19 protein-coding genes are annotated in these 21,287 nt (G+C 53.1%); 9 read left to right on the top strand and 10 right to left on the bottom strand.

The genetic code is table 11. The annotated features are described in order from the left end of the window. Positions 1 to 37: 37 nt before the first annotated feature. Entirely contained in the window at positions 38 to 661 is a 624-nt protein-coding gene (locus A9587_RS12230; RefSeq protein ID WP_000964219.1) for a TRIC cation channel family protein, read from the top strand. 44 nt (positions 662 to 705) lie between these two features. Here A9587_RS12230 and erpA read toward each other — a convergent pair whose 3' ends face one another. From erpA to A9587_RS25030, 4 genes are read right to left on the bottom strand one after another with little or no spacing between them, the layout of a single operon-like run. Beyond that, positions 706 to 1,050 carry an iron-sulfur cluster insertion protein ErpA gene (erpA, locus tag A9587_RS12225; RefSeq protein ID WP_001295564.1) on the bottom strand — a complete coding sequence of 115 codons (345 nt, stop codon included), beginning with the start codon at positions 1,048 to 1,050 and terminating at the stop codon, positions 706 to 708. Continuing rightward, positions 1,043 to 1,108 carry a small protein YadW gene (yadW, locus tag A9587_RS24465; RefSeq protein WP_122983118.1) on the bottom strand — a complete coding sequence of 22 codons (66 nt, stop codon included), beginning with the start codon at positions 1,106 to 1,108 and terminating at the stop codon, positions 1,043 to 1,045. The genes erpA and yadW overlap by 8 nt, the downstream gene beginning before the upstream one ends. A gap of 23 nt (positions 1,109 to 1,131) precedes the next feature. Continuing rightward, positions 1,132 to 2,553 (bottom strand): H(+)/Cl(-) exchange transporter ClcA, encoded by a 1,422-nt coding sequence (gene clcA / locus A9587_RS12220; RefSeq protein WP_000845418.1) that lies wholly within the window; start codon positions 2,551 to 2,553, stop codon positions 1,132 to 1,134. 11 nt (positions 2,554 to 2,564) lie between these two features. Further along, positions 2,565 to 2,612 (bottom strand): hypothetical protein, encoded by a 48-nt coding sequence (locus tag A9587_RS25030; RefSeq protein WP_214678600.1) that lies wholly within the window; start codon positions 2,610 to 2,612, stop codon positions 2,565 to 2,567. 165 nt (positions 2,613 to 2,777) lie between these two features. Here A9587_RS25030 and hemL point away from each other — a divergent pair, with 165 nt between their 5' ends. Continuing rightward, positions 2,778 to 4,058: a glutamate-1-semialdehyde 2,1-aminomutase gene (gene hemL, locus A9587_RS12215; protein ID WP_000045318.1), complete on the top strand. Its 1,281-nt coding sequence runs from the start codon at positions 2,778 to 2,780 to the stop codon at positions 4,056 to 4,058. Positions 4,059 to 4,092: 34 nt separating this feature from the next. Here the strand turns inward: hemL and fhuB are convergent, their stop codons facing one another. The 6 genes from fhuB to hrpB form a co-directional block, all read right to left on the bottom strand. Further along, complete coding sequence (fhuB, locus tag A9587_RS12210; RefSeq protein WP_105263339.1) at positions 4,093 to 6,075, bottom strand: Fe(3+)-hydroxamate ABC transporter permease FhuB; 1,983 nt, start codon at positions 6,073 to 6,075, stop codon at positions 4,093 to 4,095. After that, the gene (gene fhuD / locus A9587_RS12205) at positions 6,072 to 6,962 is read right to left on the bottom strand and encodes a Fe(3+)-hydroxamate ABC transporter substrate-binding protein FhuD (protein ID WP_010378052.1); all 891 of its coding nucleotides are present in this window, start codon (positions 6,960 to 6,962) and stop codon (positions 6,072 to 6,074) included. Before fhuD ends, fhuB begins: the two co-directional genes overlap by 4 nt. Then, positions 6,962 to 7,759: a Fe3+-hydroxamate ABC transporter ATP-binding protein FhuC gene (gene fhuC / locus A9587_RS12200; RefSeq protein ID WP_001158928.1), complete on the bottom strand. Its 798-nt coding sequence runs from the start codon at positions 7,757 to 7,759 to the stop codon at positions 6,962 to 6,964. Before fhuC ends, fhuD begins: the two co-directional genes overlap by 1 nt. Positions 7,760 to 7,808: 49 nt before the next feature. Further along, a complete protein-coding gene (gene fhuA / locus A9587_RS12195) occupies positions 7,809 to 10,052 on the bottom strand; it encodes a ferrichrome porin FhuA (protein WP_105263340.1) in 2,244 nt (747 codons plus the stop codon). Positions 10,053 to 10,277: 225 nt separating this feature from the next. After that, positions 10,278 to 12,788, bottom strand: a complete 2,511-nt coding sequence (gene mrcB, locus A9587_RS12190; RefSeq protein WP_016262885.1) for a bifunctional glycosyl transferase/transpeptidase — start codon at positions 12,786 to 12,788, stop codon at positions 10,278 to 10,280. Positions 12,789 to 12,936: 148 nt separating this feature from the next. Continuing rightward, on the bottom strand, positions 12,937 to 15,366 hold the full coding sequence (gene hrpB / locus A9587_RS12185) for an ATP-dependent helicase HrpB (RefSeq protein WP_001517767.1): 2,430 nt from the start codon (positions 15,364 to 15,366) through the stop codon (positions 12,937 to 12,939). A 73-nt stretch (positions 15,367 to 15,439) separates the two neighbouring features. On the opposite strand from hrpB, the gene thpR reads away from it, so the two are divergent. The 7 genes from thpR to A9587_RS12150 all read left to right on the top strand — a co-directional run bounded on the left by thpR (position 15,440) and on the right by A9587_RS12150 (position 21,253). Beyond that, complete coding sequence (gene thpR, locus A9587_RS12180) at positions 15,440 to 15,970, top strand: RNA 2',3'-cyclic phosphodiesterase (protein ID WP_001294671.1); 531 nt, start codon at positions 15,440 to 15,442, stop codon at positions 15,968 to 15,970. Between the two features lie 16 nt (positions 15,971 to 15,986). After that, entirely contained in the window at positions 15,987 to 16,691 is a 705-nt protein-coding gene (gene sfsA, locus A9587_RS12175) for a DNA/RNA nuclease SfsA (RefSeq protein WP_000396058.1), read from the top strand. Between the two features lie 177 nt (positions 16,692 to 16,868). Next, on the top strand, positions 16,869 to 17,324 hold the full coding sequence (gene dksA, locus A9587_RS12170) for an RNA polymerase-binding protein DksA (protein ID WP_001155227.1): 456 nt from the start codon (positions 16,869 to 16,871) through the stop codon (positions 17,322 to 17,324). Between the two features lie 66 nt (positions 17,325 to 17,390). Beyond that, positions 17,391 to 18,287, top strand: coding sequence for a tRNA glutamyl-Q(34) synthetase GluQRS (gene gluQRS / locus A9587_RS12165; RefSeq protein WP_032141541.1), 897 nt, complete (start codon positions 17,391 to 17,393; stop codon positions 18,285 to 18,287). A gap of 59 nt (positions 18,288 to 18,346) precedes the next feature. Further along, positions 18,347 to 19,744 carry a polynucleotide adenylyltransferase PcnB gene (gene pcnB / locus A9587_RS12160; RefSeq protein ID WP_236941996.1) on the top strand — a complete coding sequence of 466 codons (1,398 nt, stop codon included), beginning with the start codon at positions 18,347 to 18,349 and terminating at the stop codon, positions 19,742 to 19,744. Beyond that, positions 19,741 to 20,220, top strand: coding sequence for a 2-amino-4-hydroxy-6-hydroxymethyldihydropteridine diphosphokinase (gene folK, locus A9587_RS12155; RefSeq protein ID WP_000215161.1), 480 nt, complete (start codon positions 19,741 to 19,743; stop codon positions 20,218 to 20,220). The genes pcnB and folK overlap by 4 nt, the downstream gene beginning before the upstream one ends. Before the next feature lie 463 nt (positions 20,221 to 20,683). After that, the gene (locus tag A9587_RS12150; protein WP_105263342.1) at positions 20,684 to 21,253 is read left to right on the top strand and encodes a fimbrial protein; all 570 of its coding nucleotides are present in this window, start codon (positions 20,684 to 20,686) and stop codon (positions 21,251 to 21,253) included. The last annotated feature ends 34 nt before the right edge of the window (positions 21,254 to 21,287 follow it).

Genomic DNA, 21,287 nt, shown 5'->3' with positions numbered 1-21,287 from the left:
CGCCTGATATTTTCAGGTGCTCAGTGGGGATTGAGAAATGCTCGTCTATTGGCTGGATATAGTCGGCACAGCGGTATTTGCCATCTCCGGCGTTTTGCTGGCCGGAAAATTGCGTATGGACCCTTTTGGCGTCCTGGTTCTGGGCGTGGTTACCGCAGTAGGTGGCGGGACAATTCGCGACATGGCGCTGGATCACGGTCCGGTATTTTGGGTGAAAGATCCCACAGACCTGGTCGTCGCGATGGTGACCAGTATGTTGACTATCGTTCTGGTACGCCAGCCAAGACGCTTACCAAAATGGATGCTGCCTGTGCTTGACGCGGTTGGCCTGGCTGTGTTTGTTGGTATTGGTGTCAACAAAGCCTTTAATGCGGAAGCAGGCCCACTGATTGCCGTTTGTATGGGGGTGATCACCGGCGTTGGCGGCGGGATCATCCGGGATGTACTGGCGCGTGAAATCCCGATGATATTACGCACAGAAATCTACGCGACGGCCTGCATTATCGGCGGTATTGTCCACGCTACAGCCCATTACACATTCTCCGTACCGCTGGAAACAGCCAGTATGATGGGGATGGTTGTAACGCTATTGATTCGGCTGGCAGCTATCCGTTGGCATCTTAAACTACCGACGTTTGCACTGGATGATAATGGACGTTGAAGAGAAGATATGCCGGATAGGTTATCCGGCATATTAAAAGCAGATTAGATGCTGAAGGAAGAACCGCAACCGCAGGTGCTTTTCGCGTTCGGGTTGGTCACGATGAAACGTGAACCTTCCAGACCTTCGGTATAGTCAACGGAACCGCCGACCAGGTATTGCAGACTCATCGGGTCAACCACCAGGCCTACGCCCTGTTTTTCGATAGTCATATCGCCTTCGTTCACCTGATCATCAAAGGTGAAACCATACTGGAAGCCGCTGCAACCGCCACCAGTGATATACACGCGTAACTTCAGATTCGGGTTATCTTCATCAGCGATCAGGCTTTTAACTTTGTTGGCTGCTGCGTCGGTAAATTCCAGCGGCAGTGCTACGTCATCACTCATATTTTGCTCCAAACGACATCGGCAATTGGGCAAATTCTAACCCAATAATAAGCGCCATTATCTAATACCCTGGTATTTCGTTCAAGTATTCTCGCTGGCAGCCGCGGCCTTGCTTCGCGCCAGTTGTTCCGCTTCCTGTTTTGCCAGCGTGCGGGCAAGAATCGCTGAGTATAGCGGTTTTCCGCCGGTAAATTGTGCTAATAGTGTTGCGCCAAGACCAGTAATAATCATTGGCAAAATGAGCTGATAGTTATCTGTCATCTCAAGTACCAATATTATCCCGGTTAGCGGCGCACGAACGGATGCCGCCAGTAACGCGCCCATTCCAGCAATAGCAAATGTCCCTGCTTCAAGGTGATATTGCGGAAACAGTTCCGTAGCGACCATGCCAAATGCCGTTCCCAAAACCGTACCAAGCGCCAACATCGGGGCGAAAATACCGCCCGGTGCACCAGAAGAAAAGCAGAGCAGTGTGGTGATCACCCGCGCAACAAAAATAAAAATCAGCATTCCCATGCTGAAATTCCCTGCTGTCGCGATAGGAATCAGGTTAAAACCGCCGCCCGAAGTTTCTGGCGCAACGAAACCAAGCAAGCCACACAGGCCGCCAATCGCACCGCCCATCAGCACCCATTTCGTGATATTGCCGCCGTGCACACGGTGCAACAAATCCTGCATCCCCAGCACCCATTTATTAAAAATAGGGCCGAAGATACCAAAAATAATACCGAGGATCAGATAAAGCCAGAGCGTATTGAGCGGCGCATCAGAGAGTTTACCTACGTCAATTAACGCGACTTCGTGATTAAATATCCGGTACATAATGGTCGACATAATGACGCCAATAAATACCGCTTTAATCGAAATTAGCGTATAGCGGAATTGCGGACGCATCTCTTCGATAATAAAAAGAATGCCCGCGAGCGGCGCGTTAAAGGCCGCCGCCAGCCCCGCCGCCGCACCGGTTGCCAGCAACGTGTGACGAGCTTCATCACCTTTCATGCGGAAAATATCAAGCACCATGCGGCCAATGTTACCGCCGATCTGTACGGTTGGCCCTTCGCGTCCCAGCACCATGCCACCGCCCAGCGTTCCCAGACCACCAAAGAACTTCACCGGCAATACACGCCACCAGCGGACGGGACGTTGATCTTCCAGCGCGCCTTCAATTTCCGGAATACCTGAACCACCTGCTTCCGGCGCGTATTTGCGCACCAAAAAATAACCGAACATCGCCAGCACCGCCGAACAGAGAAAAGCGACGGTCAACAAAAGTGGGTAATTATCGGCAGTATGTACCAGCGCGCCCATACGTTGGTTCTGCAACCAGGCGACGCCTTTGTCAAAAGCTACTGCCGCCAGCCCGACAAGGGTGCCGACAACCGCAGCCATAAACAAAATAGCTAATGGCGTTTTGTCGCGCTCAAGAAGTTGACGAATCAGTTGTCTGCGTCGCAGACGCGCAGCCTGCGGTATTTCAGAAGAGGGTGTATCAGTTTTCATCCAATGATCACTTATTGGTCATACAAATAAGATGACGGCATTCTACTCGCTCGTTCGATGAAAATCCTTTGCAAAGCGTAATGTTTCAAATGCGCAAAACTTTTATACTCTTAGAAATCCGGGTTGCCGCAGTACAAGCAACCTGATGCTTGACGAGTATTTAACTTGTTATGAATAACATAGAATAGCAGCCATTCACTTTTTCTACGAATCAGGAACCCTCCATGAGTAAGTCTGAAAATCTTTACAGCGCAGCGCGCGAGCTGATCCCTGGCGGTGTGAACTCCCCTGTTCGCGCTTTTACCGGCGTGGGCGGCACTCCACTGTTTATCGAAAAAGCGGACGGCGCTTATCTGTACGATGTTGATGGCAAAGCGTATATCGATTATGTCGGTTCCTGGGGGCCGATGGTGCTGGGCCATAACCACCCGGCGATCCGTAACGCAGTAATTGAAGCCGCCGGGCGCGGTCTGAGCTTTGGTGCGCCGACCGAAATGGAAGTAAAAATGGCGGAACTGGTGACCGAACTGGTGCCGACGATGGATATGGTGCGTATGGTGAACTCCGGCACCGAAGCGACGATGAGCGCTATCCGCCTCGCCCGTGGTTTTACCGGCCGCGATAAAATCATTAAATTCGAAGGTTGTTACCACGGCCACGCCGACTGTCTGTTAGTGAAAGCAGGATCTGGCGCACTGACGCTGGGTCAACCGAACTCTCCGGGCGTTCCGGCGGATTTCGCCAAACATACCTTAACCTGTACCTATAACGATCTGGCGTCTGTGCGCGCCGCGTTTGAGCAGTACCCGGAAGAAATTGCCTGTATTATCGTTGAACCGGTAGCCGGTAACATGAACTGCGTTCCGCCGTTGCCGGAGTTTCTGCCGGGTCTGCGCGCGCTGTGTGACGAGTTTGGCGCGTTGCTAATCATTGATGAAGTAATGACCGGCTTCCGCGTGGCGCTGGCGGGCGCACAGGATTATTACGGTGTCGTGCCGGATCTCACCTGTCTGGGCAAAATCATTGGCGGCGGGATGCCTGTTGGTGCCTTCGGCGGCCGTCGTGATGTGATGGATGCGCTGGCCCCGACCGGCCCGGTGTATCAGGCGGGTACACTTTCCGGTAACCCAATTGCGATGGCAGCCGGTTTCGCCTGTCTGAATGAAGTCGCGCAGCCGGGTGTTCACGAGACACTGGATGAGCTGACAACACGTCTGGCGGAAGGCTTGTTGGAAGCGGCAGAAGAAGCGGGGATTCCTCTGGTTGTGAACCACGTTGGCGGCATGTTCGGTATTTTCTTTACCGATGCCGGGTCAGTGACGTGTTATCAGGACGTAATGGCCTGTGACGTGGAACGCTTTAAGCGTTTCTTCCATATGATGCTGGACGAAGGTGTTTACCTGGCACCGTCAGCGTTTGAAGCGGGCTTTATGTCCGTGGCGCACAGCATGGAAGATATCAATAACACCATCGATGCCGCACGTCGGGTGTTTGCTAAGTTGTGATGATTTTGCCTCGCCCACCGGGCGAGGCATTTTATTAACGGCTCTGCTTTCTCAGCAAATAAATAAAATACGGCGCGCCGATAAACGTCGACAATAATCCCGCCGGGATCTGGAACGGAAACAACACCATCCGCCCGCACCAGTCCGCAAACACCAGCAGCAAACCACCCACCAGCGCCGAAATCACAATGTGCGGCATCGTCCGTCGAAAGCCCATCATCCGTGCAATATGTGGTGCCATCAGACCAACAAAACTCAATGGCCCAATGGTCATTGTCGCGGTCGCCGTCAGACAGGCCGCCAGCATCAGCAACGCAACTCGCGTCGGCGTCAGCGCCATCCCCACGGCTCGTGCGGTATCACCACCCAGCGGTAAAATGGTCAGCCATCGACGGCACAGCGGCGTAATTGCCAGCAAAATCACCATCACAATTCCGGTGCGCCAGACCTGCGCATCGGTGGCATTGTAGGTCGAACCGGAAATCCAGGTCAGCACTTGCGCCATACGTGGATCGCCGCTCGCCTGCAACATCATCAGCAGCATAGTGAACGCGGTGCTTAATGCCATCCCCGCCAGCAGCATCCGATGTGGTGAAAATCCACCGCGCCCGGCGGCGATCATAATGATCAACAGCGTCACCGCCGCACCGAGACTTCCCGCGGGCAGCAACCAGCCAAAGGCGTTGCCCGGCACCAGAAACAGCATCAGCACTACGCCAAACGCCGCACCAGAGCTGATCCCCAGCACTTCAGGGCTTGCCATCGGGTTTCCGGTCAGCCGCTGAATAATACAGCCAGCCACTGCCAGCATCACGCCTGCAAACAGTGCCGCCATAATTCGCGGCCAGCGCCAGGGCATTAAATCCTCAAGCAGTACCTCACTCGCCCACGTCCAGCCTTGCGAATCACGACCAAACGACAGCGCCACCACTACGGCAATCAGCAGCAGCACACCACCAGCAAGGGCAAACGCCAGCACATGTTGGCGTTCAATCGCGACCCGATCGTTAACCTTCATATCCGGCGCGCTAATGCTGCGTAAACGTGGCAGCAGCCACAGCAGCAGCGGCGCACCAATCAGTGCAGTGACCGATCCGGTGGAAACTTCCATCCATACGCGGGTTAGCCAGAGAATTATCTGATCGGAAAGCCAGAGAATGAGTGCCCCAATCAGTGACGCCAGCATCAGCCGCGGCAGCAGACGACGCGCGCCCAGCATTTTCGCCAGCAGCGGCGCGAACAAACCGATAAAGCCGATAATCCCGACCGCGTTCACCAGCAAGGCGCTGATAACAATCGCCAGAGACAGCGCAGCCAGACGCGCCAGCGACAGTGCCAGCCCCAGATTGCGCGCCACGCCATCATCAAGCCCCATCAGGGTTAACGGGCGCAGTAGTAGCAATGTCAGCATCACGCCGCCCAGTAACTGCGGCCATAAACGTTCAACGCCGCCCCAGTCGGTTTGCGTCAGCGTACCGGTGCTCCACAGGAACATGCTTTGCAACTGGTCATGATGAAAAATGACCAGTAACTGGTTGATTGCCCCGCAATAAAGGCTCACGACCAGACCCGCGAGGATCAACGTCACTGGCGAAAGGCGTTTACCCCACGCGACGCCAAAGACGATTAAGCCAACCACACAAGCCCCCGCCAGCGCGGCGAACTGACTTGCCGCCACACCAGGAATCGCCCACAGCGTGGTGACGGTAATCCCCAGTTGCGCGCCCGTTGCGACGCCAAGCGTGGTCGGTTCCGCCAGCGGGTTACGTAGCACTTGCTGAAACAGCACGCCAACCAGCCCCAGACCCGCGCCAACCAGCAGCGAAATAGCCAGACGCGGCAGCAAGCTGTAGTGAAAAATCATCTGCTCAATGACGTCAATATCCGGCGACCAGATTGCCTGAGTCCACTGGCTACGCGGCAGCGCATGCGAGAAGTTCATCCAGGTGAGCACCACAGCGGCAATCACCAGCAACGCCAACAATAACGCCGGAAAAAGCGCAATTCGTTTACTCACGCCTGGCCTCCAATGGCGTTATCCAGAATGCGCACAAAGTGCATTGCCGAAAGCGTCGCGCCATAGAACCAAACTGCGGGTACGCGTTGAAAACGCCCTGCACGGACAAACGGCATGGCCTGCCACAGCGGCGTCGCCATTAACGCGTCCATGTCCTTACTGTTATCGTGATCAAAACACAGCACATCAACATCTTTATACGCCGCCAGACGATCAATACTGACCGCGGTGCTGCCCCAGAAGTTGGTTTCCCCTTGCCATGCATTCACAATACCGTACTCATCGAGAATTTCCTGGAACAAGCTGTTTGGACCGAAGACCAGCATATGGCGCGGATCGAGAAGCGACGTCAGCAATAACGGGCGCGCTCCACGCTTTACAAAGCGGGGTTTCATACTGCGGATAAATTTTTCATATTGCGCTAAATGCTTTTCTGCCGCACTTTGCAGGTTGAGCAAATCCGCCATTTCCGTCAGTGACTTACGCGCCATCATCAGTGGCTGTTTGCCGTCGCTGAAGTTAAATCCGCGCCCCGGTGCAATGCGTGCCAGCATTTCTGGCGAAGGGCCATATCCTGCCGACCAGACCATAAACGACGGTTTCATTTCGGTCAGTAGTTCGAGGTTAGGTTCTGTACGCAAACCAACGTCAATCACCGATTCCGGTAATGGCGGTTCGCTGACCCACAGTCGATAGTTAATGGTGTCCGCCACACCGTAAGGCATGATGCCGAGCGCCAGTAGCAGTTCCACCGGCAACCACTCCAGCGCCACAATACGATGCGGATCAATCGCCGCCGCGCGAGCGGTATTCATCTGCCATAACAACGGAGAAAGCGCCATCGCCGTTAACAGTCGACGACGCGAAAGAAGAGGTAAGCCGCTCATCAATAAACAAAACTCACAGGTGCGGCACCCGCCGGATGCGGCAAAATACCCATCGGGATGCCATAAATCATTTCGAGGGTTTCGCCGCGCATAATTTCCGCAGGCGTTCCCTGAGCAATCATTTCACCGCCGCGCAGGGCGACCAGATAATCACAGTAACGCGCCGCCATATTGATATCGTGCAGCACAGCAATCACCGTCAGGCCGCGTTCCTGGCTTAAACGATGCACCAGCGCCAACACGTCAACCTGATGAGCGATATCCAGCGCCGAGGTCGGTTCATCCAGCAGCAGGCATCGGCTATCCTGCGCCACCAGCATGGCGATCCACGCTCGCTGACGTTCACCGCCAGAAAGGCTATCCACCAGCCGATGCGCCAGTGGTTTTAAGCCGACAAGAGCGATGGCTTCTTCGACCTTTTCGCGATCTGCCACGCCAAATCGCCCCAACGCGCCGTGCCACGGATAGCGACCAATCGCCACCAGTTCGCGCACGGTCATCCCTTCAGCCGGAGGAATCTGCTGCGGCAAATAAGCGACTTTGCGGGCAAAGGCTTTACTGCTCCAGCTTTCCAACGGCTGGGCATCAAGAAGAATCTCGCCTTCCGACGGCGGCTGATGACGTCCCAGCATTTTGAGCAGTGTGGATTTACCTGAACCGTTGTGACCAATCAGGCCGGTCACTTTCCCGGCAGGAAAGGTTAACGACAGCGGATGCAAAAGCGTGCGCCCCGGCACACGAAAGGAAATATTACGCAGTGCAAAAGTGGTATCGGAATGATTCGTGTATTCCTGCATAACAGCCAACTTGTGAAGCGGGCACGGAAATCCGTGCCCAAAGCGAAAATTAGAAACGGAAGGTTGCGGTTGCAACGACCTGACGTTCTGCGCCCCAGAAGCAGCCATAGGTGTTAAAGCAACTGGCGACGTATTCACGATCGAACAGGTTGTTAACATGCAGCGCCACGTTGGAGCCAGCCATACCAACTCGCGCCAGATCATAACGCACTAACGCATCAACTACCGTATAACTTCCCACTTTAAAGGAGTTAGCCGGATCACCGTAGCTGGAGCCAGTATAACGACCGCCAGTACCCAGCGTCAGGCCAGAAAGTGGGCCGTCAAAGAAGGTATAGTCAGCCCACAGAGAAGCCATGTGTTTTGGCACCTGCGCAGGCGTATTACCTTTGTAGGTAGTATCGGTGGTGTATTCCGCATCGGTGTAGGTATAAGAACCGACCACGTTAACACTTGCCGACAGCGCCGCTTTTGCTTCGATTTCTACGCCACGCGCGCGGATCTCACCACCTTCAACCGAGAAGAATGAACCCTCAGGATCTGCCATCAGGTTGTTAGTTTTGGTGAGATTATACAGTGCACCCGTCACCACGATTGGGCGATCTTCCGGTACGTATTTCACGCCGACTTCGTACTGCTTACCTTTAGACGGTGCGAAAATATTACCATCCTTCCCGACCTGAGAAGAAGGTTCAAACGATTCGCTATAGCTGAAGTACGGTGTTACGCCGTTATCAAACAGATAGTTAACACCACCACGCCAGGTGAACTGTTTGTCATCACGTTTGTCAGTCGTTCCCGCTACGCGGTTAAGCGATTCTTGCTCTGCCCAGTCATAACGACCGCCCAGAGTGACCAGTACTTTATCCCACTGCGCCTGATCCTGAACGTAAATGCCTGTTTGCTTCTGCTTATTCAGGATGCGGTACGGGCCGGAGTTATCCGGGTCTTTGGCATTGAAATCGAAATCGGTATTCACCGGATTATACAGATTCAACAGCGGCACAGAGTCGTCGTAACCAAACCAGGCGTTGATGTCATTACGCATACGCATAAAGTCGACGCCAGTCAGCAGAGTATGGTCGATATCGCCAGTGGCGAATTTGCTTTGTAACTGGGTATCAACAGAGAAGTTTTGCAGTTTCTCATCATCAACAACGTATTTCCGCGCCAGGTAGTGACCTTTATCCGCAGGTGCTATAGCTGCACACTGCTGGCTGTAAGCATTCGCCGGATCGGAGCAGACACCGTAGCCATAAACGCTGTTTTGCGAGGTTTTGTTTTCAGCAAAACGCAGGTTCTGACGCACCGTAAAGGTGTCGTTAAATTCGTGGTCGAAGCTGTAGCCCACCATCTTCTCGTTACGAGAATAGGTATTGTTCTTCGCACCTTCGTTAAAGTCGGTCGGCAGACGCTTACCGTTAGGCAGCGGCTCAACGGTTCCCTCTTTCGGCAACCAGCCGTAATAGCCCGTTTCCGGCTCGTTCTGGAAGTAAGAAAGGAAGGTGAAATTGGTTTTATCGTCCGGACGCCAGGTGAACGCAGGAGCAATAGCATAACGCTGCTCTTCTGCGCCCTTCTGCTGGGCATTAGCAGAACGCGCAAGACCGGTCAGACGATAAGAATAAACGCCGTCATCATCCAGCGCATCGCTGAAATCAAAACCAGTCTGGAACAGGCTGTCAGTACCGGCTTTAAACTGAACTTCTTTCAGCGGTTCGGTAGTCGGGCGCTTGCTGACCATATTCAACAAGCCACCCGGGCTGCTTTTCCCGTAAAGCACGGAAACAGGACCACGCATGATTTCAGCGCGCTCAAGCATATACGGATCGATAACCGCATCGTTATAGAAGTTACCCTGCATCTTCAGGCCGTTCAGATAGTTATTCTGACTTTGGCCTTCTGCAGCAAAACCACGGATGATCAGGTGGTCATAAGTGTTGGACGCACCACGCGTACCGACCGAAACTCCCGGCGTATAGCTAAGCGCTTCTTTTACTGACTTCGGCTGGTGTAGCGCCATCTCTTCGGCTGTGACCACAGAAATAGACTGCGGTACTTTTTGAATCGGCGTATCTGTTTTAGTACCGGTGGCTGACTGTCGCGCCGCAATAGTGGCTGCCGGCCCCCATGCGCTTTCTTGCGGCGCAGGTGCAGCGGTAACGGTGATAGTCTCTTCTTTCGGTTCAACCGCTGCCTGTGCATAAACAGACATGCCGCTAACCGCTGTGGCTACTACGACTGCGATTTTACGCAGCGAGTGTTTTGGCTGAGCAGTTTTGTAACGCGCCATTGGTATATCTCTGATGTAAAGTGAAAGTGAATGATAACGTAAACGAGAATGATTATTATAAAGATGAAATAATATTCGAAACGGCGAGACGATGGCAAGCAGTACCCATCAGAGAAGCAACCAAAGGGTCAATAAACAATCAGATGAAAAGAAAGGGTTAATGCTTTTGGAAGGATGTTATTTTACCGGATGGCGGCACGCCATCCGGTAGGTCACAGTTAAATGTTAATTACTACCAAACATTTCCTTAATCCAGCCCGCCACGCCGTCGCTGTCTTTCTGCTCTTGTTGAGCAGGTTGCTGCTGCTGCGGCTGAGAAGACTGATCAAACGGATTGCCTGACGGCTGCTGCTGCATCTCACTCTGTTGACACAGCGATTGCGGATCGCTGGTCCAGACCGGCAAGATACGCATTCCACCGCTGCAAACAAAGTTGCCGTCGTAGTCGACGCCCATATCCACGATATCTTCCGGCGGTACAAGATTCAGCGGCGTTGGCGTCTGGTTAGCCAGATAACGCTGGTAAATCGACATCGCCCCGCTGGCACCGTACAACTTAGTCGGCTGGTTGTTATCGCGGCCAACCCAGGTGATGGTCACCGTGCTGCCGTCAATGCCCGCAAACCAGGTATCAACGTTGTTGTTGGTAGTCCCGGTTTTGCCCGCCAGGTGCAGATTCGGGTATTTCGCTCCCAATTGGCGACCAGTACCACGTTGCACCACTTGCTGCATGGTCCATAGCGTCAGATACGCCGCTTGTGCCGGAACTGCGCGTTCCGCCTGCGGGAAGCTCTGATAGAGCACTTTACCGTCTTCGGCAATGACTGAACGCAATGCAGAAAGCGGCGCACGGTTACCGCCGCTGGCGATAGTCTGGAATGCCTGCGCCACTTCGATTGGCGTTAAGTTCAGCGCCCCAAGCAACATTGCCGGAACCGGATTCAACTGATCTTTCGGCACGCCCAGTTTAATCCAGGTGTCCGTTACCGCAGGTAACCCTAACGCCATCCCCAGATTCACCGTTGGCACGTTCATCGAACGGGTCAGCGCATCTACCAACATTACTCTGCCGCTCTCGCTATAACGGCGGTCATCGTTCTGTGGTGACCAGACCTGACCGTTAGGCTGACGCAGCGCGATTGGCGCATCGGCAATCCACGTATTCAGGCGATAGATTTTCGGCTGGCTTAAGGCCGTCAGATAGGTCGCTGGTTTTGCCAGTGATCCAATCGAACGACGCGCCTGCATCGCACGGTTGTAACCCGCAAACTGCGGTTCGGAGCCACCGACCATCGCGCGAACTTCACCGCTAAAGCGGTCAACAACCACAATCGCCGTTTCCAGATCGCTCAACTTACGCTGTTTCTTCAGTGCCGGAATGCCTTCCACGGCGGCTTTTTCTGCCGCGTCCTGAGCCACCGAGTCAAAAGTAGTGAAGATCTTCACGCCAGAGAGATCTTTCACTTTATCGCCCAGTTTCGCCTGCAACTCCTGGCGCACCAGTTGCATAAAGGCAGGCTGCGGAGAGATCACCCCACCGCGCGGCTGTACGCCCAGCGGACGTGCGCTCAACATGTCGTAGAGTTCTTGATCAATAATCTGCTGCTGTTGCAACAGACGCAGTACCAGGTTACGTCGCTCAAGCGCCAGTTTCGGGTTGCGCCACGGGTTATAGATAGACGCACCTTTCACCATACCGACTAACAGCGCCTGCTGATCAAGGCTCAACTCTTCTACCGGACGACCAAAGTAGTACAGGCTTGCCAGCGGGAAACCACGGATTTCGTTGTCACCGCTCTGACCGAGATATACCTCGTTCATATACAGCTCAAGAATGCGGTCTTTGCTGTAACGCGCATCCATGATTAACGCCATATAGGCTTCGTTCGCTTTACGCCAGTAAGAACGTTCGCTAGAGAGGAACAGGTTCTTCACTAACTGTTGAGTCAGCGTACTCGCCCCCTGCACCGTGCGCCCGGCGGTCAGGTTCGCCAGCACCGCACGTCCAATGGAGTAGAGACTGATACCATCATGCTCGTAGAAATGACGGTCTTCTGTCGCCAGCAAAGTATCTACCAGCAAATCCGGGAAGCCACTACGCGGCACAAACAGACGCTGTTCGCCGTTTGGTGAGGAGATCATGGTGATCAGACGCGGATCAAGACGGAAGAAACCGAACTGACGGTTGTTCTCCATATTGACAATAGTCGCCAGATGATCGCCCTCAAAAGTCAGACGCGCACGCACCTGCCCTTCTTTACTATCCGGGAAATCAAACGGACGGCGGATCATCTCAATACTGTTGGCCTGCACGGTAAATTCGCCAGGACGGGTCATCTTCGACACCTGACGATATTGCGTGGCCTCCAGCAATTTCACCATCTCGTTCTTACTGATGGTCATGTCTGGCTCAAGGTTTACCATCCGACCATAAACTGCCGCTGGCAATTGCCACACCTTGCCATCGATACGGCTGCGAATTTTTTGATCGAGATAAACACCGTAAACGGCGATTAACACCGCAAATACGATCCCCAGTTTCAGTAGCAGCCATAGCCAGCCGCGTTTACCACGAGGCTTACGCCCTTTGCCCTTACCTTTGCGTGGCATCGGTTCTTCATCCTCATAGTCATCATAATCGTCGTCATCTTCGTAGCGACGACGGCTTACCTTTTGTTTGACAGGACGCGTCGGTTTCCCTTTGCGTCCAATTGGCTCGCGGTCATTCCCGGCCATACATTTTCTCCGCAATATTCAGGCGCAAAAGCCCGATTTTCTATTCTTCTGTGACAAGACAGAAGAAGATATCTCTCAAAGTACTTTTCGCCCTCCCCCTATGGGAGAGAACCGGGGCGAAGGGACTGCCCGTGCCCGTTTACCAACCTCACGAATACTTTTTCGTCCGTCGCGTCGGTGCGGTATTCGCCGGGTCGTCCGGCCAGACGTGTTTGGGATAACGCCCTTTCATCTCTTTTTGCACCTCGCGATACGCTCCCTGCCAAAAGGCACTTAAATCACGCGTGATTTGCAGCGGCCTCTGGGCGGGTGAAAGCAATTCCAGCACCAGCGGCACGCGCCCCTGAGCGATAGTCGGATTAGTGGCTTCGCCAAACATCTCTTGCATTCTCACCGCCAGCGCGGGTGGGTTATCTTCATGATAACGAATGGCGATCCGGCTTCCCGTCGGCACAGTGTAATGCGCAGGCAATTCACTATCCAGACGTTGCTGCATTCCCCAATCAAGTAATCCGCGCAGCGCCTGATAAACATCAAGAGATTTCAGGCCACGCAGCGAATGTACGCCGGCCATATGTGGCAGCAGCCACGTTTCCAGCGACGCCAGCAAGCTCGCCTCATCCATTGCTGGCCAGTCATATTCCGGTAACCACTTTGCAGCACACAGCAAACGCAAGCGTAGCTGCTCCGCTTCCGGCGTCCAGTTAAGAACGTTTAGACCTTTATCGCGAATACCGTTGAGCATTGCATGATGTAATTCATCTTCCGACGGTTTCGCCAGCGGCTGTACTTTTACTGTGAGCTGACCAATCTGCAACCGACGCCAGGCCTTCAGCGTGCCTTGTGCATCGTCCCATTCAACGGTGTCAGATTGCTGTAATAGCTGTGAGCAGCGTTGCACTAACTCATCAATATCGACCGGTAGCGCCAGTAGAATTCGCGCATCCGGCGAGGCGCTGCCCTGCAATAATAAAGGAGCGATCAACCACTCGTGGCGGCTTAAGGCATCATCCGCGTCCAGCATTGCTCCCATACCGTTCGCCAGTTGATAACGACCATCCTGGCCACGGCGACGAGCAATACGATCGGCAAAGGCCTGGGCAAGTAGCGGCGCAATAAACGCACTGTCGGCCTCGCCACCACGGACGTTTAAGCGCTTTAACAGTTGCTGACTACGCTGTTGCCAGGCCGGTTGATTGCGGGAAAACGCCACTTCCAGGTCGCTATTCCCCATGCGGGGCGGCTCTTCGAGAATGGCGGCAATTTTTGCGGCGGTAGCGGCTTCATCATCACTCTTCGCGCTCACCAGCATAGCGGCTAACCGCGGATCATTACCCAGCGTCGCCATTTTTTGCCCTTTCGCGCTAAGTCGTTCGCCATCCAGCGCGCCAAGCATCTGTAACAGGCGTTTCGCAGCCTGTAGATTCACCGTTGGTGGTTGATCCAACCAGTTCATCTGCGCCGGATCGCTGCATCCCCATTGCAGTAATTCCATCAGCAAACCGGAGAGATCGCTTTGTAAGATTTCCGGTTCACTTTGTGCAGCGGCGCGTTCCGCCTGTTCTTTGGCGATCAAATGCAGGCAAATGCCCGGCTCCAGTCGCCCGGCGCGCCCGGCACGCTGCGTCATCGACGCCTGACTAACTCGCTGGGTAATCAACCGTGTAAGACCCGTTCGCGGATCAAAGCGCGCCATCCTTTCCTGGGCGCAATCCACCACCAGGCGAATACCTTCGATAGTTAAACTGGTTTCAGCAATATTGGTTGCCAGCACCACTTTGCGCATCCCTTGTGGTGCCGGGAGGATCGCTTTTCGCTGATCGTTCAACGACAATGCACCATACAGTGGACAAAGCAACACATCACTGCCTACACGCGAAGCCAGTTGTTCCTGCACACGCTGAATTTCCCCGACGCCAGGTAAAAACAGCAGCAGAGATCCTGCTTCCTGGCGTAGCAATTCGGCGGTGGCGACAGCAACGGCTTCGTCAAAACGTTGATGTGTAGGCAGCGGCAAATAGCGGCGCTCCACCGGATACGAACGCCCTGCGGAAACAACAACGGGGGCTTCCGGCAACATTTGCTGTAAGCGCTCGTTATCCAGCGTGGCTGACATAATCAGCAGCTTCAGGTCATCGCGCAGCCCTTGTTGCACATCGAGTAACAACGCCAGCGCCAGATCCGCCTGCAGACTGCGTTCATGAAACTCATCAAGGATCACCAGACCGACGCCGCTTAGTTCCGGGTCGCGTTGGATCATGCGCGTTAACACCCCTTCAGTAACGACTTCCAAACGGGTATTCGGCCCGACGCAATTTTGCGCACGCATCCGGTAGCCAACGGTATCGCCGGGCTTTTCGTTAAGCAGCTCCGCCAGCCGTTGCGCGACGTTACGCGCCGCCAGACGCCGCGGCTCCAGCAGGATGATTTTCCCGCGAATACCAGGATGCGCCAGCAGTTGCAGCGGCAGCCAGGTCGATTTCCCGGCTCCGGTCGGCGCGCTTAATAACACCTGCGGTGCACAATCGAGGGCGGCAAGTAATTCAGGTAAGACGGCAGCAACGGGCAACGACGACACAAAACGCTCCTGAGGGTTAACATTCTTCGCGGCGCATTGTAGCATCGCGGTAATTCATAACCGAGTGCCTGACATGTCTGAACCGCAACGGCTGTTCTTTGCCATCGACTTACCTGCAGAAATCCGCGAACAGATTATCCACTGGCGCGCCGCACAGTTTCCACCAGAAGCGGGGCGTCCGGTTGCCGCTGAGAACTTGCATCTGACGCTGGCGTTTTTAGGCGAAGTGAGCGCAGAGAAAGAGAAGGCGCTCTCACTTTTGGCCGGACGGATTCGTCAACCCGGTTTCACACTAACGCTTGATGACGCCGGTCAGTGGCTACGTTCTCGCGTGGTGTGGCTTGGTATGCGCCAGCCGCCGCGCGGATTAATCCAACTGGCGAATATGCTTCGTTCACAAGCAGCACGCAGTGGTTGTTTTCAAAGCAATCGACCGTTTCATCCGCATATCACCTTATTGCGCGATGCCAGCGAGGCGGTGACAATCCCGCCGCCTGGCTTTAACTGGTCGTATGCGGTGACGGAGTTCACCCTTTACGCTTCCTCGTTTGCCCGAGGACGCACACGCTACACGCCGCTAAAACGCTGGACACTGACGCAATAACAAGGGTTTTATCGCAATGGAATTTTCACCCCCTCTACAACGCGCCACGCTGGTTCAACGTTATAAACGTTTTTTAGCCGATGTGATCACACCAGATGGCCAGGAATTAACGCTACACTGCCCGAATACTGGCGCGATGACCGGTTGTGCAACACCTGGAGATACCGTCTGGTATTCAACTTCCGACAACACAAAACGGAAATATCCGCACACCTGGGAACTGACCCAAAGCCAAAACGGTGCATTTATTTGCGTCAATACACTTTGGGCAAACAGATTGACGAAAGAGGCTATCCTTAATGGGAATATTTCGGAGCTGTCAGGCTATAGCTCGCTGAAAAGCGAAGTAAAATACGGTGCCGAACGCAGCCGTGTTGACTTCATGTTACAGGCGAGGTTTCGACCTGACTGCTATATTGAAGTGAAATCGGTTACGTTAGCGGAAAACGAACAGGGATACTTTCCCGATGCAGTGACTGAACGAGGTCAGAAACATCTTCGGGAGTTGATGAGCGTAGCGGCTGAAGGCCAGCGTGCAGTGATTTTTTTCGCCGTGCTACATTCAGCCATTACACGGTTTTCACCCGCGCGCCACATCGATGAGAAATACGCGCAACTATTGTCAGAGGCTCAACAGAGGGGGGTAGAAATTCTGGCTTATAAGGCGGAACTTTCTGCTGAAGGTATGGCTCTTAAAAAATCACTGCCCGTTACTCTGTAGTTGAATAAGTAACTGGTTAATTTACATTCTGGTCGCGTGCGCAAATACGCTTTTCCTCACACAGTTGTCAAGTGTTACGTTTAGATAATTGCTATCCGGAAAAGCATCTGCTATTTATAGCGGCCTCATTTTTCCCCCGAACATGGGGATCGATAGTGCGTGTTAAGGAGAAGCAACATGCAAGAAGGGCAAAACCGTAAAACATCGTCCCTGAGTATTCTCGCCATCGCTGGGGTGGAGCCATATCAGGAGAAGCCGGGCGAAGAGTATATGAACGAAGCCCAGCTGGCGCACTTCCGTCGTATTCTGGAAGCATGGCGTAATCAACTCAGGGATGAAGTCGATCGCACCGTTACACATATGCAGGATGAAGCCGCCAACTTCCCGGATCCGGTAGACCGTGCCGCCCAGGAAGAAGAGTTCAGCCTCGAACTGCGTAACCGCGATCGCGAGCGTAAGCTGATCAAAAAGATCGAGAAGACGCTGAAAAAAGTGGAAGACGAAGATTTCGGCTACTGCGAATCCTGCGGTGTTGAAATTGGTATTCGTCGTCTGGAAGCGCGCCCAACAGCCGATCTGTGCATCGACTGCAAAACGCTGGCTGAAATTCGCGAAAAACAGATGGCTGGCTAATTAAAGCTGTTCCATCACGTTTACCACAGGCGGGAAATGCTCCCGCCTTATTTTTTGTTCAAAGAGATGACAGACACACACTATATTGGGCGCTTTGCCCCCTCACCTTCCGGCGAACTTCATTTTGGTTCTCTGATCGCTGCGCTTGGCAGCTATCTGCAAGCACACGCCCGGCAAGGTCGCTGGCTGGTACGCATTGAAGATATCGACCCACCCCGTGAAGTTCCCGGTGCCGCAGAGACTATCCTGCGCCAACTGGAACATTACGGCCTGCACTGGGACGGCGATGTTCTCTGGCAATCCCAACGTCACGACGCCTATCGTGAAGCCCTCGCCTGGTTACGTGAGCAAGGACTAAGTTATTACTGCACCTGTACGCGCGCACGTATTCACAGTATTGGCGGTATCTACGACGGTCATTGCCGTGAATTGCATCATGGCCCGGACAACGCGGCTGTACGTATTCGGCAGGTGCATCCGGTTATGCAGTTCACTGACCAACTGCGCGGCATTATCCACGCCGACGAAAAACTGGCGCAGGAAGATTTTATTATTCATCGCCGTGATGGTTTGTTTGCCTATAACCTGGCTGTGGTGGTTGATGATCACTTCCAGGGCGTGACTGAAATTGTCCGTGGCGCAGATTTGATTGAACCCACAGTGCGGCAAATCTCGCTGTACCAGCTTTTTGACTGGCAAGCGCCAGATTACATTCATTTGCCGCTGGCGCTTAACGCACAAGGCGCTAAACTTTCCAAGCAGAATCATGCGCCTGCGTTACCAAAAGGCGACCCGCGCCCGGTACTAATCGCGGCACTTCAATTTCTTGGTCAGCAGGCAGAAACACATTGGCAGGATTTCAGCGTCGAGCAAATCCTTCAGTCAGCCGTCAAAAACTGGACGCTGACCGCCGTACCTGAGTCGGCAATTGTAAATTCAACATTCTCAAATGCGTCATGCTGAGCTATGATTAGCCGCTATTTTTTTGTCCTGAATGATGTTTGACACTACCGAGGTGTATTATTTTTACCCGAGTCGCTAATTTTTGCCGCAAGGTGCTAAGCCGCGAGGAGAGCGAGGCTGAACAGGCAGTCGCCCGTCCACAGGTGACGGTGATCCCGCGTGAACAGCATGCTATTTCCCGCAAAGATATCAGTGAAAATGCCCTGAAGGTAATGTACAGGCTCAATAAAGCGGGATACGAAGCCTGGCTGGTTGGCGGCGGCGTGCGCGACCTGTTACTTGGCAAAAAGCCGAAAGATTTCGACGTGACCACTAACGCCACGCCTGAGCAGGTGCGCAAACTATTCCGTAACTGCCGTCTGGTGGGTCGCCGTTTCCGTCTTGCTCACGTGATGTTTGGTCCGGAAATTATCGAAGTCGCAACCTTCCGTGGGCACCACGAAGGCAACGTCAGCGACCGCACGACCTCCCAGCGTGGGCAAAACGGCATGTTGCTGCGCGACAACATATTCGGCTCCATCGAAGAAGACGCCCAGCGCCGCGATTTCACCATCAACAGCCTGTATTACAGCGTCGCGGATTTTACCGTCCGTGATTACGTTGGCGGCATGAAAGATCTGAAAGACGGCGTGATTCGCCTGATTGGTAACCCGGAAACGCGCTACCGTGAAGATCCGGTACGTATGCTGCGCGCGGTACGTTTTGCCGCCAAGTTGGGTATGCGTATCAGCCCGGAAACCGCAGAACCGATCCCACGCCTGGCTACCCTGCTGAACGATATCCCACCGGCACGCCTGTTTGAAGAATCACTCAAACTTCTACAAGCAGGCTACGGTTACGAAACCTATAAATTGCTGTGTGAATATCATCTGTTCCAGCCGCTGTTCCCGACCATTACCCGTTACTTCACGGAAAATGGCGACAGCCCAATGGAGCGGATGATTGAGCAGGTACTGAAAAATACTGATACGCGTATCCATAATGATATGCGCGTTAACCCGGCGTTCCTGTTTGCCGCCATGTTCTGGTATCCACTGCTGGAGACGGCACAAAAAATCGCGCAAGAGAGCGGCCTTACCTATCACGATGCTTTCGCGCTGGCGATGAACGATGTGCTGGACGAAGCCTGCCGTTCACTGGCGATCCCGAAACGTCTGACTACGCTAACTCGCGATATCTGGCAGTTGCAGTTGCGCATGTCCCGTCGTCAGAGCAAACGTGCATGGAAACTGCTGGAGCATCCGAAATTCCGCGCCGCTTACGACCTGCTGGCACTGCGTGCAGAAGTGGAACGCAACGCTGAGCTGCAACGTCTGGCGAAATGGTGGGGTGAATTCCAGGTTTCTGCGCCACCAGATCAAAAAGGGATGCTCACCGAGCTGGATGAAGAACCAGCACAGCGCCGTCGTACTCGTCGTCCGCGCAAACGCGCACCGCGTCGCGAGGGCACCACATGACAGTGGCATATATTGCCATAGGCAGCAATCTGGCCTCTCCGCTGGAGCAGGTCAATGCTGCCGTGAAAGCACTCGGTGAAATTCCTGAAAGCCGCATTCTTGCCGTTTCTTCGTTTTACCGTACCCCTCCGCTGGGGCCACAAGATCAGCCGGATTACTTAAACGCCGCCGTGGCGCTGGAAACAACTCTCGCACCTGAAGAGTTACTCAATCACACACAGCGTATTGAATTGCAGCAAGGCCGCGTTCGTAAGGCCGAACGCTGGGGGCCGCGCACGTTAGATCTCGACATCATGCTGTTTGGTGATGCGGTGATTAACACTGAACGCCTCACTGTTCCGCACTATGATATGAAGAATCGTGGTTTTATGCTCTGGCCGCTGTTTGAGATTGCGCCAGGTCTCGTATTCCCGGATAACCACACGCTTGCCCGGTTACTGACTGATGCACAATTTCCGCGCCCTTCTCTTTGGTAATACATGTTCTCCTGTATTAATTAGCCCCGCTTTCGCGTAATACAAAAAATACGCACAAAAAAATAATTAAAACATCCTCTAATTTAATATTATTTCCCCCGTTCGCTTTGACATCAAACTTTAATCAATTACACATAATTTTATCTTAAATGTAATTTAATTTATTCTAACAATGATAAACATTGACTTTTAAAAAATTTAGAACCATTTAAATGAAATAGAAAGGATATATATATCTTTCATCCACTTACCCTGCCAGATTTGCCGCCAAACAATTCATCACAGAAATAAAAAGCCACACATAATATTCATTATAAAAATAATATTTAATATAGAAATACAAATAGCCCATTAATATAAAAACAATATTTTACAAAAAAACACACTCCTATTATATTGCCCATCCCGTAATTAACTTTACGTATCATTTTTTAACTCATTTAATATTTTATGGAGAATTATAATGAACAAGAAGCTTCTGGCGGTTGTTCTGGCAGCGTCCTGTTTTTCTGCTGGTAATGCAATGGCTGTGGATGGTGGTGAAATCAATATCAACGGTCTGGTTTCTGATGAAACCTGCCCGGCAACCGTTAACGGTGGCAGCAACGATGTTAACATCACCCTGAAAACCGCGAAACCAAGTGATATTACAGCGCTGAATGACAAAGCGCTGGGTGCATACCCTGCAGCAATCAGCATCTCAGTAAACTGCTCCAATGCAGCCGCAAATAAAACGGCAACAATGAGCTTTACCTCTACTTTCCACAGCTCCACCCAGGGTACTCTGGAAAATGACAACTCCATCAGCGGCCCGGCTAAAGGTGTCAACATCGCACTTCACGATGTCTCCGCCACCACCCCGGCACTGGTTAAAGTGAACGATCCTTCAAGCAAAATTTCTTCTCCTATCGATTCAACCAGCCATATCGCCACCTTCAACTATATGGCGTCCTATGTGAAATCTTCTTCAACCGCAACCGTCACCAGCGGCCCGGTGAAAACCAACGCAACCTATACCCTGACTTATCAGTAATAGCGTTACCGTTGTAAAAATCACAAGGGGATGT

Source organism: Escherichia sp. MOD1-EC6162, from assembly GCF_002965125.1.
Classification (GTDB): Bacteria; Pseudomonadota; Gammaproteobacteria; order Enterobacterales; family Enterobacteriaceae; genus Escherichia; species Escherichia marmotae.
Note: the sequence above shows the minus strand (reverse complement) of the source record. Positions and strands in the feature narration are given on the sequence as shown.

Excerpts from the sequence above, each read along its gene's own strand:
- fhuC (WP_001158928.1), bottom strand. The coding sequence starts at position 7,759 with ATGCAGGAATACACGAATCATTCCGATACCACTTTTGCACTGCGTAAT.
- hemL (WP_000045318.1), top strand. The coding sequence starts at position 2,778 with ATGAGTAAGTCTGAAAATCTTTACAGCGCAGCGCGCGAGCTGATCCCT.
- gluQRS (WP_032141541.1), top strand. The coding sequence starts at position 17,391 with ATGACAGACACACACTATATTGGGCGCTTTGCCCCCTCACCTTCCGGC.
- thpR (WP_001294671.1), top strand. The coding sequence starts at position 15,440 with ATGTCTGAACCGCAACGGCTGTTCTTTGCCATCGACTTACCTGCAGAA.
- A9587_RS12150 (WP_105263342.1), top strand. The coding sequence starts at position 20,684 with ATGAACAAGAAGCTTCTGGCGGTTGTTCTGGCAGCGTCCTGTTTTTCT.
- fhuA (WP_105263340.1), bottom strand. The coding sequence starts at position 10,052 with ATGGCGCGTTACAAAACTGCTCAGCCAAAACACTCGCTGCGTAAAATC.
- dksA (WP_001155227.1), top strand. The coding sequence starts at position 16,869 with ATGCAAGAAGGGCAAAACCGTAAAACATCGTCCCTGAGTATTCTCGCC.
- fhuD (WP_010378052.1), bottom strand. The coding sequence starts at position 6,962 with ATGAGCGGCTTACCTCTTCTTTCGCGTCGTCGACTGTTAACGGCGATG.
- clcA (WP_000845418.1), bottom strand. The coding sequence starts at position 2,553 with ATGAAAACTGATACACCCTCTTCTGAAATACCGCAGGCTGCGCGTCTG.
- sfsA (WP_000396058.1), top strand. The coding sequence starts at position 15,987 with ATGGAATTTTCACCCCCTCTACAACGCGCCACGCTGGTTCAACGTTAT.
- A9587_RS12230 (WP_000964219.1), top strand. The coding sequence starts at position 38 with ATGCTCGTCTATTGGCTGGATATAGTCGGCACAGCGGTATTTGCCATC.
- folK (WP_000215161.1), top strand. The coding sequence starts at position 19,741 with ATGACAGTGGCATATATTGCCATAGGCAGCAATCTGGCCTCTCCGCTG.
- mrcB (WP_016262885.1), bottom strand. The coding sequence starts at position 12,788 with ATGGCCGGGAATGACCGCGAGCCAATTGGACGCAAAGGGAAACCGACG.
- erpA (WP_001295564.1), bottom strand. The coding sequence starts at position 1,050 with ATGAGTGATGACGTAGCACTGCCGCTGGAATTTACCGACGCAGCAGCC.